Below are 14,857 nucleotides of genomic sequence, written 5' to 3'. Positions count from 1 at the left end.
CTATAACCATCCTCCAATCGCCTGTAAGCTCACTGTCCCATAGCCTTTCGCAACAATAGACGTCGTTTCCCCTGGTATCAACATGATAATGGGGTCAACCCACGTGCCTTTTGCAAGCGATGTTGTATACCGTCTGCTAGATGTTGTGAACTCGATGGACATAGTATTCCCAGAAGACAATTCGATGCCCAATTTCGGACAAATCGGCTCGCCCGTATAATTGCTGACCGAACCAGAGAAAATAGTAGCGCTGCCATTAACGGCAGTTTTCACAACTTTCCCAATGTCTGCAAACTTGTGCTTATACGGGTTGAAGCTGTAGTTTATGGTGAGCATGGTGTGACCGTTGCTTTGTTTGGGATTGTCCACCCAGCATCGGCCTTCATAAAAATAGGCCGCATCTTCTTCCAAACTAACACGAAGTCGTTTGCCCTGAAGTGCGGCCATCACCTTGCTGTAGATCGTCATAAAGGGTTCGATGTCATTTTCTACATAAAAATCCCAGCTTCCTTCTCGCATGTTAAATACCGGGTAGCCCGTCAATGCTTGTGCTGCATCAATTACGCCACTGCCACCCGGCAAGTCGATATTATGCGTTTTTTCGGTCGGAGGCACAACGATGGGGCGTTCTGCAGGCGTGAGGTGCCAATCAGACCACGTGTTGTACTGTCCAAAATTCACAGAATACTCGCGTTCCAATCAAATCACCCCTCTTTCTGCCAGAATGTTTCTTCCGCCCATGTTAGAATCGATTTTTGGTGCCAACTCGCCAACAGTCTTTCCGCTGTCAAGCACAAGTTTCATTTTACTGATCGATTCTGCCATTCGGTCCACGCGATTGCCCAGCTGGCTAATTGCGTTTACCACATCGCTATTGTCCGACTGAGACTTCGTAAGGACTCCATTTTGATTTCCACCAATTCTCTGTGCAAGTTCATTACTGCGATACACACGTTCCGCTGTTTCAGCAGAAGGCGTATATGCCTGTGTAGCTGCCCAGCTAGTCGGAGATGCATAGTCAGAAAGATTCAGCACCGGCGTAAAAATCGGTTCAGCAGTCTCCTGTCCGGTTGCAACATCATAGAGCATCTGGGCCGCATTCGTGGCAATGTCAAGTGCAGAGCTGGTCATATCGTCCATGGAACGATTCACACCATCCTCAGTACTGGTGATGCCGTTTGCAAAGCCTTGCCCCATGTAAGCACCCAGCTCAGCCATGACAGTCGAGGGAGAATGGATACCGAAAATGCTCTTAAAGCCATTCACGATCCAACTGCCCAAGCCTTTGATACCATTCCAGATGCCGGAAGCTACACTGGTCACGCCGTTCCAAAGACCCTGACCGATGTTCTTGCCGACTTCCCAGATTTTCTTGAATACGTTACCAATGCCTTCCACCAAGTTGGACACAAAGTTTCCGATGCCCTCAGCAATATTCTGGAACAGATTCGAGATCCATTCGCCAAAATTGGCAAACCACTCTTTTACCTTATCCCAGTTTTTGATAAGCGCAAAACCAGCCACACCAATAGCAGCAATCGCCAACATAATTAGTCCGAGTTCTGGTACCGTTATACCAATAGCAGCTGCAATGGTTGTCAGAACACCCATAACGGCTTCTCCAACGCCTGCCAATGCACCGCCTTCTCCAAACAGCCCCATAACAACCTTACCGATACCTGCCAGCAAACCGCCATCCTCAAAGAGTTTACCAATGAAGGATGCAATTTTCGGCATGTATGTCGTAAAACCGTTCTTAACTGTATCCATCAGAGTCTTTCCAAAGTCAGACCCGAGGAAATTCAGTAATGCACTGATGGTCGAACTGATGGCTGTACCATAATCGCCATTCATGGCTGCTACAACAGCAGACATCGAAGCGGTAATGGTCTCCGCGGCACCGTCGCGCATATACAAACCAATGAAATTTGAGAGCTTCTGCGCAATTGCCGGATACGACTCCTGCACTTTGCCCCATGCTTTATTGAATCCGTTCGAGATGGACTTCCAGTTATCAGCAATGGCAATGCCAAGCTGCATGGTAACCTTCTTTGCATCATCGCTCATATTAAGCGCATCAGCAAAAGCTTCCGCATACCCAATAAAGCTATAACGCTCGTCCTGCAGTTCATGGAGAGCTGCCAGTCCATCATCCGTATTCTGCGTTCCGGCCTGTACATACTCGTTATACTTATCGTAAGCATTCGTGGTGCGCTTCAGCTGGTAGGACATATTTCGCAGCGCAGCACCCATGTTGATGGTAGAGGTCACAACACCGTAATCACCATCTTCAAACAGCTTCAGAAGAATGCTCTGCTGGTTGGAATACGTCTTCATCTCCAAAGCATAGCGCTCATTTTGTTTATCGAACCTGTCAAGCTCAGCATTGTTAAGGCTGTTCACCAACTGCTGATACTCGATTTGCTCTTTCAAATACCGCGCATATGCCTCTTGGGTCTTACGGCTCTTCTCACCGAACGCATCCTTGGTTTTCGTGTATTCTTCTTCTGCCGTAGTCAGTGCTTTAGCCTGAATCCCGATTTTCTTGTTGATGAGTTCGATTTGTTTGTTCGACTTTTCTGCAGCAGTTGCTGTCTTTTCGTACTTGCTGCTCCAGAAGCTGTACTCGTTTTCAGCAGCGCTACTTTCATCATCGTACCGGTCAAACAAATCGGAATATGTATCTTCGTATTGGGTTTTCTTCAGATTTTCCAGCGTAGCCTGCTCGTCCATCAGGGTGTTGTAGGCTTCGCGTGTCTTGTCGTTATTCTTGCCCACTCGTTTGAGAAGCGCGTCATATTGCTCCTGCGCAATTTTTACACGGCTGGTTTGCCGAGTGATCTTTGTGCCAATATATTCGCTTCTTTTCTGGGTAATTTGCTCATTGGTTACAATATCACCCTCGCGGGCTTCCCACAGAGAGTATTCCTTATCGGCTGCTTCCAACAAATATTTGTTGGCTTTCAGCTTCTTGGAATAGTTCTCGGCAATCTGCTCCGCCAGAGTTTTTCCGGTTTTCTTCGTCGAGCTGGTGTGGCCCGTCGTAGTGGGCTTTGTAGTCGTAGAACCAGAGCCGCCCAACGTCTTCAGAATATCCTCGGCTGTTGTAGTCGTTCCACCAAACACGCCGCTCAGGGCACCAACAATATTGGTAGCTTTATTCGTAACATCAGCCTTGGTTGTATCCATGCCACTAAGAAGGGTCGAACGGATGCCGCCATTCAATGCCAAGAGACTGTTCTGCAACCCATCTGTCTGGCTAAAACCAATGCACATGCCTGCCAGAATATTGCTGGCGTCTCCCTGTGAAACGGTACTCGGGCTATGGATACCCCAATAGTCTCTGAACTGGCTATTGATGGTGGAAGAAATATTGCCGCACGCTGCCGTAATAGCAGCCATACCAGCAGAACCTTCCATCCCCTGTGCCAGACCCATATCCAGCCAGTAACCGTTTTCCTCCATCATGGTGCTAGGGGAATTGATGCCAGCTGTTTCTCTGGTAGCATCCTCTACCGTTTTGGCCAGATTAACGCTACTTTCCCTAACATCCTTCTGGCTGTTATTCATGCCTTCTGCCAGTTTATCACCAACAGATTTGCCATACTCGGTAGCATCACGTTCGTCTGCTGCTTTGTTGGCTGCTCCGAATAGCCCATCTAGCAAGCTGCCTTCCTTGAACCAATTTGCAGGGTTAAATTTCTCGCCAATAAAGCTCGTAATATTCGCCCACAAACTGCTTAGAGCACCCTTAATGCCGCCTCCTTCGCCGCCACCGCCATCCCAGGCCCATGCAATCAAGTCGATGATGGTCTGAATCGCCACAGTACCCAGCGTGAACAAAGCCTGCCCAATGGGCTCACTGCACTGCACGATAACGTTGCAAACAGCCACGATAAGCTGAGCCAGCGCATTACCAATACTTGGTGTTGCCTGCGCAATACCATCGCAAACTGCCGTAATAATAGCCGCAATAGAAGTTGCAATGGTCCCAGCAATCGTAGCCAGTCCTTTAAAAATGCCAGCTACAAATTCAACCAGCAGCCATGCCACAGCCTTGATTCCATTCAGAAATACTTGGAAGTTCAGACTATTCAAAAGGCTCAAACTTGACGCCAGATTTCCAAAGAACTGAGACACAGACGCCAACGCCATAAGTGCACCAAGACTAATAGCCAGTGCACTCATAGCAAGAGATAGTGCCATAATGACTGGTGTCAACGGGGCTAGAATGAACGCAGCAGCTCCAACCACACCGAATGCACCAGCAATTGCCAGCAGTCCCGTTCCGATTTGTGCAAGACTCAGATTGCCAAGTCCTGTCAGAGCTGGAACCAGAAGATTGATTGCCACGGTCATGGTAGTCAGCGAAGCCGCTGAACCGAGGGTACCCTTGGTCAAATTCAAAGCAAGGACAAATTCTGCAAGAGCGCCACCAATTGCAATGAGACTCTTTTTTATGTCCTCTCCGTCCAAACCGGAAATGGATTTCATAGCTCTACTGAGAACGACCATGCTACTGGAAAGAATGAGCACGGAAGCCGAGCTGGCAAGCATTTTCTTTGAAAATCCTGCAACAATTCCAAATGCCGCAAACTCAGCCAGCGCAGCGCCGACTGCAATCAATCCATTTTGAATCTCGTTCAAATTCATGCTGCCAAACTTTGCAACTGCAGACTGAAGAATATTCAGAGCCGATGCCAGCAGAATAAGCCCGGTCCCCTTCAAAACGCCGAGCTTATCAAACTTGGATACTGCCAGAAAAGCGCCCAGTTCAATGCAAAGAACGCCGATTCCCGTAAGACCAACCTTCATCTGGTCCCAGCTCAGTCCGCTCATGGCGTTTACAGCGCTCGCCATGATCCGAATAGCTGTCGCAAAGGCAATCATGCCGGTAGCACCCTTCATGAACTTACCGCCATTTTTGGAGAGCACGACCGAAACCGCAGTAAGCCCACCCATGATAGAGCCAAGAGCAACGATGCTCGAAACCAACTTTTCACTGTCGATAGATGCCAGTTTTGCAGCAGCTCCTGCCAGAATGAGGGTACTCGATGCCATAGCAACCATTGCCACTGACATTGCACCAAGCTTAGCGCTTTTCATTTTTCCGCCAAATTTATCGAGCAGCAAAAATGCACCGACAAGTTCGCCAATTGTTGCAGTAAGTGCGCCAATCCCGCCAGCTAGTCGCTCCGGCTTGATTATGGATAGCACTGTCAAAGATGCCGCCATAATGGCAACAGCCTTTGCAATCGTCATCATTGTTTCGGCTTTCTTGGACTGCTTCCATGCATCAATTGCCTCACCAAGGGAGTTGAGCACATCTTTAATGCTTCCAATAGCATCACCTGCACTGGAAGCCAGCTCTTTGGCACTATTCAGAAATCCCTTGACACCTGCAAAAATGCCAGCAACTAAGCCGCTGTTGATGACATTTGCAAGTTCCTCAGTGTCAAGACTGTTAAAGGCTTCTTTTGCGCTTGCACCAAATCCCTTAAAGATTTTGTCCGCCGAAGAGCCAAATGCATAAAGCCCTGGTGCAATAAAGTTGATGAAGGAAGTGAACCACTCGCCAAGGGTCTTTAACGGGTCGAACACGACAGAGACGTTATTCGACACATTGGTCAATACCCCTGCAAAGGCCTGCATTCCTTCGGACACTTTCCCAATAATCCAGTGGATACCATCGAGAACGGTCTTAAATACGGTAGAATTGTTGACTGCATTGGCCATCTCGACCAAGCAATCGCCTAGTGCTGCTGTAATGCTTAAAAAGCCGCCAGCAAGTGGAGATATAGCATTGAATACTTCTCCCAGAACCTTGCCAACGGCTAAAAGTACATTTCTTCCAACATTCAGCACTGCGAAAACGCCACTGAATGTCCGCTCGATTTTATCTGCAGTTTCATCGCTGATGCTGAGCTTTGCAGTAAAGCTATCAATTGCTTCGGCAATGCTGTAAATCTGTTCGGCGTTGACAGGAGAAAACATCTTCTGCCATGCCTTCATCACAGGTTGAACAACTTTTTCGATGGCCTCAAAAATGTTCCAAATAGACTGGATCAAATGCTCTCGGCCAGAGAGTTCACCAATCTTTTTTGAATACGTATCCAGATTCAAACTGCCGTCAGCGATTTTCTGATTAACCTCTTCAAAACTCTTTGCAACGGTGTACAAAGGGAACATAATAAAAAACTTAATAATGGACTGCCAATCTTACACAAAGTACCGCCCAAACGAGACTACGGGCGGTATTTTTGTATCATGGCGGAGAAAGGAGGAACTTCCCACGGGGGCTTGACTGAAAAGTTGAGCCCCTTTTTTCATGCCAAAAAACAGGAGGTAAATGCTTATGGCAGATGATAAAACCACAAAAACGCCGGAACAGCCGGTAACGGATACCGGACCGGGCAAGGAAACGCCGCCCACTCCCCCAAAAGAGCCAGAGAAGGTTTCCGTTTCCCCGGAGCCGGAAAAAAAGACGGAACCGGAGGTAAAGAACCCACAGGTTTCTGTCTATAACTTCGCTGAAATTATGAAGGAAAAGAAGGTCGAGGAACGGGCGGCAGCTCCCAGCGGGGAAAAGCCTGCCCCGGCAAAAACGGAAAAACCGGAAAAGCAGCCGGAGGCTCCGAAGAAAGCGGAGGAAAAACCCAAAGAGCCGGAACAGCCAAAGCGCCGGGGCCGTCCCCCGAAAGCAGATAAGGACAAGGCCGCAGCCCCGAAGCCCAAAGCTCCTGCACAGAAACCGGAAAATGCGGTCAAAAAGGAACCGGAGAAAAAAACGGCTCCAACGGTACAGGCCGCTCCCGCTCCGAAGGAACCCGAGAAGCCGAAGGATGCACCACGCCGGGGCAAGGAGCAGATCGTCTATATCAAGCTGAACGAGCTTCACGCCTTCAAGAACCATCCCTTTGAGGTTCGGGATGATGAAGAAATGCGGGCTATGGTGTCCAGCGTCAAGGACAAGGGCGTGACCCAGCCCGCTATCGTCCGTCCCCGTGAGGATGGCGGCTATGAGATCGTGTCCGGCCACCGCCGCCAGAAGGCCAGCGAGCTTGCCGGATATGCGGATATGCCCTGTATTGTTCGCAATCTGACGGACGATGAAGCCATCACGCAGATGGTCGAGGACAATCTCAACCAGCGTGAAGAAATCCTCCCCAGTGAGCGGGCCAAAGCCTTGAAAATGCAGCTTGAGGCCATCAAGCACCAGGGCTCCCGCACTTCGGGCCAGATTGACCCGAAGGACGCAGGAAAACGCTCCAACGAAATTGTAGCCGAGCGCAATAAGATGGCGGTCAAGCAGGTGCAGCGGTATATCCGGCTCAATGAGCTGGTTCCCGACCTGATGAAGCTGATGGATGAAAAAAAGCTGGGCTTTACTACGGCGGTGGAGCTTTCCTATATCGGCAAGAAGAACCAGAACTATATCGCCGTCGCCATTGACAGCCAGCAGTCCTCGCCTTCACAGGCGCAGGCAAAGCGTATGCGTGAGCTGGACGAAAAGAAGCTGCTCAACGGGGATGTGATCGACGGCATTATGATGGAGGACAAAAAGGAGGTAGACAAAGTGATTTTGACAGGTGCGGAACTGAGCAAGTATTTCGGCAAGGAAACTACGCCGAGGGAAATGAAGGACCAGATCGTCAAGCTGCTGGACGACTGGAAGGGTCAGCAGAAGGAACATGAAAAGCCGGAGAAGAAAACCGAACAGGAAAAGTAAGCCCAAACTTCGGGTCAGCATGGCCCGAGGATTGCGGGGCTCTGCCCCGCGCCTCGAAGCTCTGGAGATATAAATTATTCCCCGTCGCCAGTTATTCCGTAGCATAGCCGGGAAAATCAGTCAAGGGCAGCGCCGCCGCAGGCGGTGCCAGAGGCACCCTTGACGGATTTCTCCCGGTTATGCTTTTTCCCGGTCAAGCGACGGGGATATAAATTCTCCAGAGCCGTTCCCCTTCCCGGGGGAAGGGGCGGAGGGGTTGGGCGAACTCTTGCTTTTCCCTAAACCAAAACAGAAATGGAGGCTCAACCAATGAAACGACCTTTAGCATACCTGACCGCCGCATGGAGCGGCGAGCCGGATGTTGATATGGAGCTGGCGGCCCACTACTGCCGTCTTGCTTATGAGGCGGGCTTTTCCCCGATCTGCCCGCTCTTGTATCTGCCGCTGTTTTTGAATGACAGCGTTCCCGAGGAACACAAGGCCGGGATTGATATGCGCCGGGATATGCTGCGGCGCTCCCACACCCTGATTGTCTGCGGCAGCGCTGTGGACGAGGATGTAAAAAATGATATTGCGGTTGCCGGGCGGCTGGGCATTGCGGCGACCACACTGGAAGGGGTGCTTGCCGTGAAGGGACACGGCACCCCGGGCCATGCCGGACATTAAGCTGGGAAGCCTTTTCGACGGGATTGGCGTGTTCCCTCTGGCTGCTTCTCGGTGCGGTATCCGTCCGGTATGGGCCAGTGAGATTGAAAAAGCGCCCATCTCCATAACCAAAAGGCACTTTCCCGACATGGTGCATTTGGGGGATATTACGAAGGTGGACGGCGGGAAAATCCCGCCGGTTCATGTAATTACCTTCGGTTCCCCCTGTCAGAACCTTTCTCTGATCGGCAACCGCTCCGGCCTTGCCGGGGCAAAATCAAGCCTGTTCTATCAGGCGTTTCGTATCATACAGGAAATGAGGGATGCTACTGATAACCTATATCCAGCTATCGCTGTTTGGGAAAACGTCATGGGAGCGTTTTCTACAAATGACCGGATGGACTTTAGAGCCGTCTTATCCGCCTTCTCGGACACCGAAGTTCCAATGCCTCCTTCGGGAAGATGGGGAAACGCCGGAATGGTGCGAGGGGGAACGCCTGATGTGTGCTGGCGACTCATGGACGCCCAGTATTGGGCAGGCTCCCGAAGGCTGGCACGAAGGCAGCGGATTTTCGTCGTGGCGGATTTTGGAGGCAGACGTGCCGCAGACATACTATTTAAGCCCCGTCCAATGCTCCCACTTCCTCCGCCTTGCGGAGAGGGCGGGTGGGCCGCCGCCGAAGGAGATCGAACAGCTTCTTTTGAAACAGGGCGGCAGATACCAGTCATCCACCCCTTTCAGTGCTTCCGTATGCGGGGAGCGGCAAAAAGGCAGGAAGAAACGGCCTTCCGAAACAGCTTCGGATTACCAACTGACCCTTTTCCCACTCTTTTAGCCAGTGATGTAACGCCCTTTGCCTTCTGGTATGAGGGCGACCCGGAGGGCGGCTGTATCCGTTTTCTGACGGAAACGGAAAGCGAACGGCTGATGGGGCTGCCAGAGGGCTGGACAAAGTACGGGGCGGACGGCGTGGAGATCCGGCCTCTGCAACGCTACAAGGCACTGGGAAACGCGATTGCCCTCCCTTGCGCCGATTACATTATGGCCGGGATTTATGAGGTGCTGGCTGACCGGGCCGGAAAGGAGGAATGAGCCCATGTTTGAAGCCTATATAACCAATACAGCCCTATACCCCTTAATGGGGATTGAGGTAGGGACAACGGTACATTTCCCCATGACGACACAGGAGTTGCAGGCCGCCCTTGCCAAAATCGGGATAGACGGGAAACGGTACAGCGAAGTGTTCTTTACCAGCTTTGACAGTGATGTGCTGGGGCTCTACGATTATCTCTACGAATGTGAGAACATCGACGAGCTGAACGAGCTGGGCCACGCCCTGCTGGAAGTACGGGATAAGGGCGGACTGGAAACCTTTGAAGCCGCTCTTGTCTTGGGAAACCACACAAGGAGCGTGAAGGATTTGATAAACCTGACGCAGAACCTTGACCTTTACCGCTTTTACCCGGATATTTCCGATGATGAAGGGCTGGGCCGTCTTTACGCCGACGAGCTTGGGACTATCGACATACCGGAGCACATTCAGAACTACTTCGATTATGAGGCATACGGGCGGGATGTGCGTATCAACGAGGGCGGCGTATTCGCTCCCGGTGGGTATGTGTCGGCAGTCCCGGAGGGCTTCAAGGAGTATTACCACGGGCCGCAGGACATTCCGCCGGAACACCGGATATTTGCCTATCCTGAAAAGGCCGAGCCTGTCCACTCCATTCTCGCTACACTCAAACGGTTTCAAGAAGCCCCACCCGCTCCGAAAAAGGACAAGGCGGGGCCTTCCCATGAAGAACGGTAAGACTTCGGGCCAGCATGGCCCGAAGCATAAAGGAGGTGCATACCATCAACTATTACCCTATCAATGAAGGAGCCGCCCGCCGGGCAAAAGAAATGAACAGCTTTTCCGACTACAAGGAAGGGAGCGCAACGGCGGAATACCGGGCAATGGTGGACAAGGCCGCCGCCATAGCGGAAAAGCAGAAATCCCGGGTGGACCCCATGTACCATGAGAAGATCGACCATCTGTTAGACACCTACGCCCGCAAGCTGGCCGAAAACATGAACCAAGGCTTTGCCATTGACGCGAGGGTTCCCTCTGTGCTGATCGCCGGGCCTTCCAATTTCCCGGTGGGAAAGAAGGAAAAACAGAACCGGGCGCGGGACAGCAACATGGAGGAATGGCGGCATATTCAAGGGCTGCTGGATAAGATACGCAGCACCGGCATGGGCGGGATCAGCGCCGATGACCCGGCAGCGATTGAAAAGCTCCAGAAGAAGCTGGACGGGCTGGAACGCTCCCAGCTCATTATGAAGGAGGTCAACGCCTATTACCGCAAGCATGGCAAGCTGGACGGCTGTGCGCTGCTGTCGCCGGACCAGATCGAAAAGCTGAAAGCAAGCATGGCGTCAAGTTGGCGAAGCGACCCGAGGCCCTTTGAAAGTTACCAGCTAACCAACAACAATGCGGAGATCCGCCGGGTAAAGGCCCGTATCGAACAGCTTTCCAAACAGGCACAGCAGGAATTTTCCGGCTGGGAGTTCGATGGGGGTCGTGTGGAAATGAACCGGGAGGACAACCGCTTGCAGGTGTTCTTTGACGGAAAGCCTGACGCGGACACCCGGGCCGAGCTGAAAAGCAGCGGCTTTCGTTGGGCTCCCAGCGTGGGCGCATGGCAGAGGCAGCTCACGGACAACGCCATCCGGGCGGCTGACCGTCTGGAATGTATCAAGCCGCTGTCCGGCGAAAAGCCCTCCCAACTTCAAAAGAAGCCCTCTATCTTGCAGACCATGCGGGAACAGGACGAAAAAGTCCAGACGGAGCCGGAAAAGAAAGCTCCGTCCGGCAGAGATGCCGAGCGGTAAGCCTCGGGCCACATTGGCCCGAGGTTTTCTGTTCCCCGAGATTGTACGGGGGCCTCCCGGATAGCGGGAACCCCGACGGAAAGGAGGTTTTATGCAGGAAGAAGTAAACCAAAAAACGGTTGCCCTTTCGATCAGGACAACGAAGCTCACAGGAAAAGTGCTGGCTGCCGCTCTTGGCAAGGTGGTTCGGGCGCTGCAAAAGCACCACCAGAAGGCGCTGACCCCGCAGGGACGCCAGAGCGTAAAAAAGCTGATGAACCACTATGGCGGCAAAAGTGCCATGCCCTATGTGGGAGCTCCAAAGGATTTTGACCGGATCGCGAAGGAGTTCCATGTGGACTACGCTTTCCATAAAGTGAGCCCCGGTCATTACCTGCTGTTTTTCAAAGCCAATCAGGCGGACGCTATCACGGCGGCCTTCCAGAAGTACAGCGCAAAGGTGCTGAACAAAGAGCAGGACAAGGCTTCCATCCTCGGTCAGCTTCGGAAATTCACGGAGCAAATCAGGACGCAGGCAAAGGAAAAGCAGCGGACCAGAGAGGCGGTGAAGGACGGACGTTGAGTGACAAGATCAGAAAATATGTGCTCCCAAACCTGCCGTACCTCTTTGTGTTCTGGTTTTTCTCCAAAATCGGGACGGCCTACCGGATCGCCCCCGGCACAGACTTCGGGACAAAGCTCATGGGGATGCTTGATACCTTCCCCAAAGCCTTTGAAACCTACTGGCCGGGGCTGGGAGGTATTGACCTGCTGGTGGGCCTTGCCGGTGCGGCTGGGATGTATCTGCTGATACAGTCAAAGATCAGGCAGGCGAAAAAATTCCGGCGGGATGCGGAGTACGGCACCGCCCGCTTTGGAACAAAGGAAGATATAAAGCCATTTGTTGACCCTAAATTTCAGAACAATGTCATTCTGACCGGGACGGAGTTCCTTACCATGAACACCCGTCCGAAGATACCCGCCAATGCCCGGAACCTAAACGCCTGTGTCATCGGATCGTCCGGCTCGGGAAAGACAAGGTTCTGGTTGACCCCGCAGCTCCTTCAAGCCCATTCCTCGTATGTGGTGGTAGACCCGAAGGGCGGCACTCTCGACCAGTGCGGGCAGTTTCTGCAACGGGAGAAATACAGGGTGCGGGTGTTCAACAGTATCGACTTTTCAAAATCCATGCACTACAATCCGCTGGCCTATATCAAGACAGAAAGCGATGTTTTGAAATTTGTTACCGCCCTGATTGCCAACACCAAAGGCGACGGCAAGGAGGGCGACGAGTTCTGGACAAAAGCAGAAACCCTCTTGTACTGCGCCCTTGTGTCCTACATCGTCTTTGAGGGGCCGGAGGAAGAACGCAACATGAATACGCTGGTGGAAATGATAAACAGCATGGAAGTCCGGGAGGATGACGAAACCTTCAAAAACGCGGTGGACTATATGTTTGACGGGCTGGAACGCCGCAGCCCCCAGCACTTCGCCGTGAGGCAGTATAAGAAATACAAGCTCGCCAGCGGCAAGACAGCCAAAAGCATTTTGATTTCCTGCGGTGCAAGACTGGCTCCCTTTGATATTCCCCAACTTCGGGAGATCATGTCTTATGACGAACTGGAGCTGGATAAGCTGGGGGATGAAAAATCAGCGCTGTTCTTTCTTATCAGCGACACGGACACCACCTACAACTTTTTGGTTGCCCTCGCTTTTTCGCAGATGTTCAACCTTCTGTGTGAACGGGCTGATAACACCTATGGCGGGCGTCTGCCCTACCATGTGCGGGTGCTGTGGGACGAGGCAGCCAACACCGGACAGGTGCCGGGGCTGGAAAAGATCGTGGCCGTCATCCGCTCCCGTGAGATCAGCCTGACGCTTTTTTATCAGGCAATGAGCCAGTGCAAGGCATTGTACAAAGACCATTCCGAAACCATCATGGGCAACATGGACAGTATCGTATTCCTCGGAGGCCGGGAGGCTTCCACCCTAAAGGATATTTCGGAAAACTGGCTGGGCAAGGCCACCATCTCTATGCAGACCGAGGGCCGAAGCCGTGGGCAGTCTGAAAGTTACAGCCAGAATATGCAGCGGCTTGGCCGGGAGCTGATGACCACCAGCGAGATCACCACCATGCCCGGGGATAAATGTATCTTGCAGCTTCGGGGGCTCCCGCCCTTCCTGTCTCCGAAGTATGACTTGAAAAAGCACCCGAATTACAAGTACACAGCCGAATTTGATAAAAAGAAAAACGCCTTCCGCTTGGAAAGCCTGTTCCGCCACCGGCCATTGAGACTAAAGCCGGAGGACGAATACACGGTGTACGAAGTGGACGGCTCCGACACGGACGAAGAAGCTGACCTGTTGAATTTCGATGATCTGGACAGCGACGAGTTTGTGTAACTTCGGGCCATGTTGACCCGAAGCGCCGCCGATGTGGGCGGCTTTTTTTGTACCCAAAATCATCAAACAAACAAAATGGAGGAACGTATATGGAATTTTTCAATCAGGCAATCGACATTCTCAAAATTCTGGTCATGGCTCTTGGCGCCGGTCTGGCGGTATGGGGCGTCATCAACCTTCTGGAAGGTTACGGGTCGGACAACCCTGCGGCAAAAAGCCAGGGCATTAAGCAGCTGATGGCGGGCGGCGGTGTCGTTCTGATCGGTCTTCAGCTTATCCCTCTGCTGTCCGGGCTGTTCAGCTAAATGTCACCCGTTGTCCCTTTTTCCAGAAAAGGAGCTGATGTATGGACTTTATCATCGACGCAATCGTTGAATGGCTGAAAGGTCTGCTCGTCGATGGTATCATGGGAAATCTGGACGGCCTTTTCGATAACGTCAATCAGAGCGTTGGCGAAATCGCCACACAGGTAGGCACGACCCCGGCGGACTGGAACGCCGGGGTCTTTTCCATGATACGACAGATCTCTGAAACTGCCATCCTGCCAATCGCCGGGGTCATCCTCACTTTTGTAATGACTTATGAGCTGATACAGATGCTCATAGAACGCAACAACCTCCATGAAGTTGACACATGGATGTTTTTTAAGTGGGTGTTCAAAACCTTTGTGGCTGTGATGATCCTGACGAACACCTTCAATATCGTGCTGGCGGTCTTTGATGTGAGCCAGCATGTGATACAGCAGTCAGCGGGCATTATCCAGAACGGGACAGAGATCACGCCGGATGTGCTGGACAGTTTGCGGACAGAGCTTGAGGCGATGGAGTTAGGTCCTCTGTTCGGACTCTGGCTACAATCCTTCCTGATCCAGCTTACCATGATTGCCTTAAACATCGTGATCTTCGTCATCGTATATGGCCGTATGATTGAAATTTATTTGCTCACAAGTTTAGCGCCTATCCCGTTTGCCACAGTCCCCAACAGGGAAACCGGACACATGGGGCAGAACTATTTCCGCTCCCTCTTTGCAGTAGGCTTTCAAGGCCTATTGATTTTAGTCTGTGTCGCCATCTATGCGGTGCTGATCCAGAGTATCGCCACCGACGGCGACCCCATCGGGGCAATCTGGGGCTGTGTGGGATATACGGTGCTGCTGTGTTTTACCTTATTCAAAACAGGCAGTCTTGCAAAATCCATCTTCGGCTGCCATTAAGAGACTTCGGGCC

The 14,857-nt window shown here is 51.9% G+C and carries 11 protein-coding genes; 9 read left to right on the top strand and 2 right to left on the bottom strand.

Annotation, left to right across the window (positions count from 1 at the left end):
* Together WMO44_RS04405 and WMO44_RS04400 are read right to left on the bottom strand one after the other, a co-directional pair.
* Positions 1-699, bottom strand: coding sequence for a hypothetical protein (locus WMO44_RS04405; protein WP_349151872.1), 699 nt, complete (start codon positions 697-699; stop codon positions 1-3).
* Positions 700-6,189, bottom strand: a complete 5,490-nt coding sequence (locus tag WMO44_RS04400; protein WP_349151871.1) for a hypothetical protein — start codon at positions 6,187-6,189, stop codon at positions 700-702.
* Positions 6,190-6,349: 160 nt separating this feature from the next.
* Between WMO44_RS04400 and WMO44_RS04395 the strand changes: the two genes are divergently transcribed.
* The 9 genes from WMO44_RS04395 (at position 6,350) to WMO44_RS04355 (ending at position 14,844) form a co-directional block, all read left to right on the top strand.
* Entirely contained in the window at positions 6,350-7,729 is a 1,380-nt protein-coding gene (locus WMO44_RS04395) for a ParB/RepB/Spo0J family partition protein (protein ID WP_071442683.1), read from the top strand.
* Between the two features lie 309 nt (positions 7,730-8,038).
* The gene (locus tag WMO44_RS04390; RefSeq protein ID WP_003500157.1) at positions 8,039-8,395 is read left to right on the top strand and encodes a DUF7768 domain-containing protein; all 357 of its coding nucleotides are present in this window, start codon (positions 8,039-8,041) and stop codon (positions 8,393-8,395) included.
* Positions 8,382-9,467: a DNA cytosine methyltransferase gene (locus WMO44_RS04385; protein ID WP_071442684.1), complete on the top strand. Its 1,086-nt coding sequence runs from the start codon at positions 8,382-8,384 to the stop codon at positions 9,465-9,467. Before WMO44_RS04390 ends, WMO44_RS04385 begins: the two co-directional genes overlap by 14 nt.
* Positions 9,430-10,185: an antirestriction protein ArdA gene (locus WMO44_RS04380; RefSeq protein ID WP_242990410.1), complete on the top strand. Its 756-nt coding sequence runs from the start codon at positions 9,430-9,432 to the stop codon at positions 10,183-10,185. The genes WMO44_RS04385 and WMO44_RS04380 overlap by 38 nt, the downstream gene beginning before the upstream one ends.
* A 14-nt stretch (positions 10,186-10,199) precedes the next feature.
* Positions 10,200-11,249 carry a DUF8626 domain-containing protein gene (locus WMO44_RS04375; protein ID WP_050005642.1) on the top strand — a complete coding sequence of 350 codons (1,050 nt, stop codon included), beginning with the start codon at positions 10,200-10,202 and terminating at the stop codon, positions 11,247-11,249.
* Between the two features lie 91 nt (positions 11,250-11,340).
* Positions 11,341-11,811, top strand: a complete 471-nt coding sequence (locus tag WMO44_RS04370) for a PcfB family protein (RefSeq protein ID WP_025543433.1) — start codon at positions 11,341-11,343, stop codon at positions 11,809-11,811.
* Positions 11,808-13,631, top strand: a complete 1,824-nt coding sequence (locus tag WMO44_RS04365) for a VirD4-like conjugal transfer protein, CD1115 family (RefSeq protein ID WP_071442685.1) — start codon at positions 11,808-11,810, stop codon at positions 13,629-13,631. Before WMO44_RS04370 ends, WMO44_RS04365 begins: the two co-directional genes overlap by 4 nt.
* 89 nt (positions 13,632-13,720) lie before the next feature.
* On the top strand, positions 13,721-13,936 hold the full coding sequence (locus tag WMO44_RS04360; protein ID WP_016306504.1) for a Maff2 family mobile element protein: 216 nt from the start codon (positions 13,721-13,723) through the stop codon (positions 13,934-13,936).
* Positions 13,937-13,977: 41 nt separating this feature from the next.
* Entirely contained in the window at positions 13,978-14,844 is an 867-nt protein-coding gene (locus WMO44_RS04355; RefSeq protein WP_005927637.1) for a VirB6/TrbL-like conjugal transfer protein, CD1112 family, read from the top strand.
* Positions 14,845-14,857: the final 13 nt, after the last annotated feature.

This window comes from Faecalibacterium tardum (genome assembly GCF_040096515.1).
Taxonomy (GTDB): domain Bacteria; phylum Bacillota; class Clostridia; order Oscillospirales; family Ruminococcaceae; genus Faecalibacterium; species Faecalibacterium tardum.
The sequence above is the reverse complement of the archived record's forward strand: the minus strand, read 5'-3'. Positions and strand labels throughout refer to the sequence as shown.

Bases quoted from the DNA above. Each gene is read 5' to 3' on its own strand.
- WMO44_RS04400 (WP_349151871.1), bottom strand. From the start codon at position 6,189: ATGTTCCCTTTGTACACCGTTGCAAAGAGTTTTGAAGAGGTTAATCAG.
- WMO44_RS04395 (WP_071442683.1), top strand. From the start codon at position 6,350: ATGCTTATGGCAGATGATAAAACCACAAAAACGCCGGAACAGCCGGTA.
- WMO44_RS04390 (WP_003500157.1), top strand. From the start codon at position 8,039: ATGAAACGACCTTTAGCATACCTGACCGCCGCATGGAGCGGCGAGCCG.
- WMO44_RS04385 (WP_071442684.1), top strand. From the start codon at position 8,382: ATGCCGGACATTAAGCTGGGAAGCCTTTTCGACGGGATTGGCGTGTTC.
- WMO44_RS04380 (WP_242990410.1), top strand. From the start codon at position 9,430: ATGAGGTGCTGGCTGACCGGGCCGGAAAGGAGGAATGAGCCCATGTTT.
- WMO44_RS04375 (WP_050005642.1), top strand. From the start codon at position 10,200: ATGGCCCGAAGCATAAAGGAGGTGCATACCATCAACTATTACCCTATC.
- WMO44_RS04370 (WP_025543433.1), top strand. From the start codon at position 11,341: ATGCAGGAAGAAGTAAACCAAAAAACGGTTGCCCTTTCGATCAGGACA.
- WMO44_RS04360 (WP_016306504.1), top strand. From the start codon at position 13,721: ATGGAATTTTTCAATCAGGCAATCGACATTCTCAAAATTCTGGTCATG.
- WMO44_RS04355 (WP_005927637.1), top strand. From the start codon at position 13,978: ATGGACTTTATCATCGACGCAATCGTTGAATGGCTGAAAGGTCTGCTC.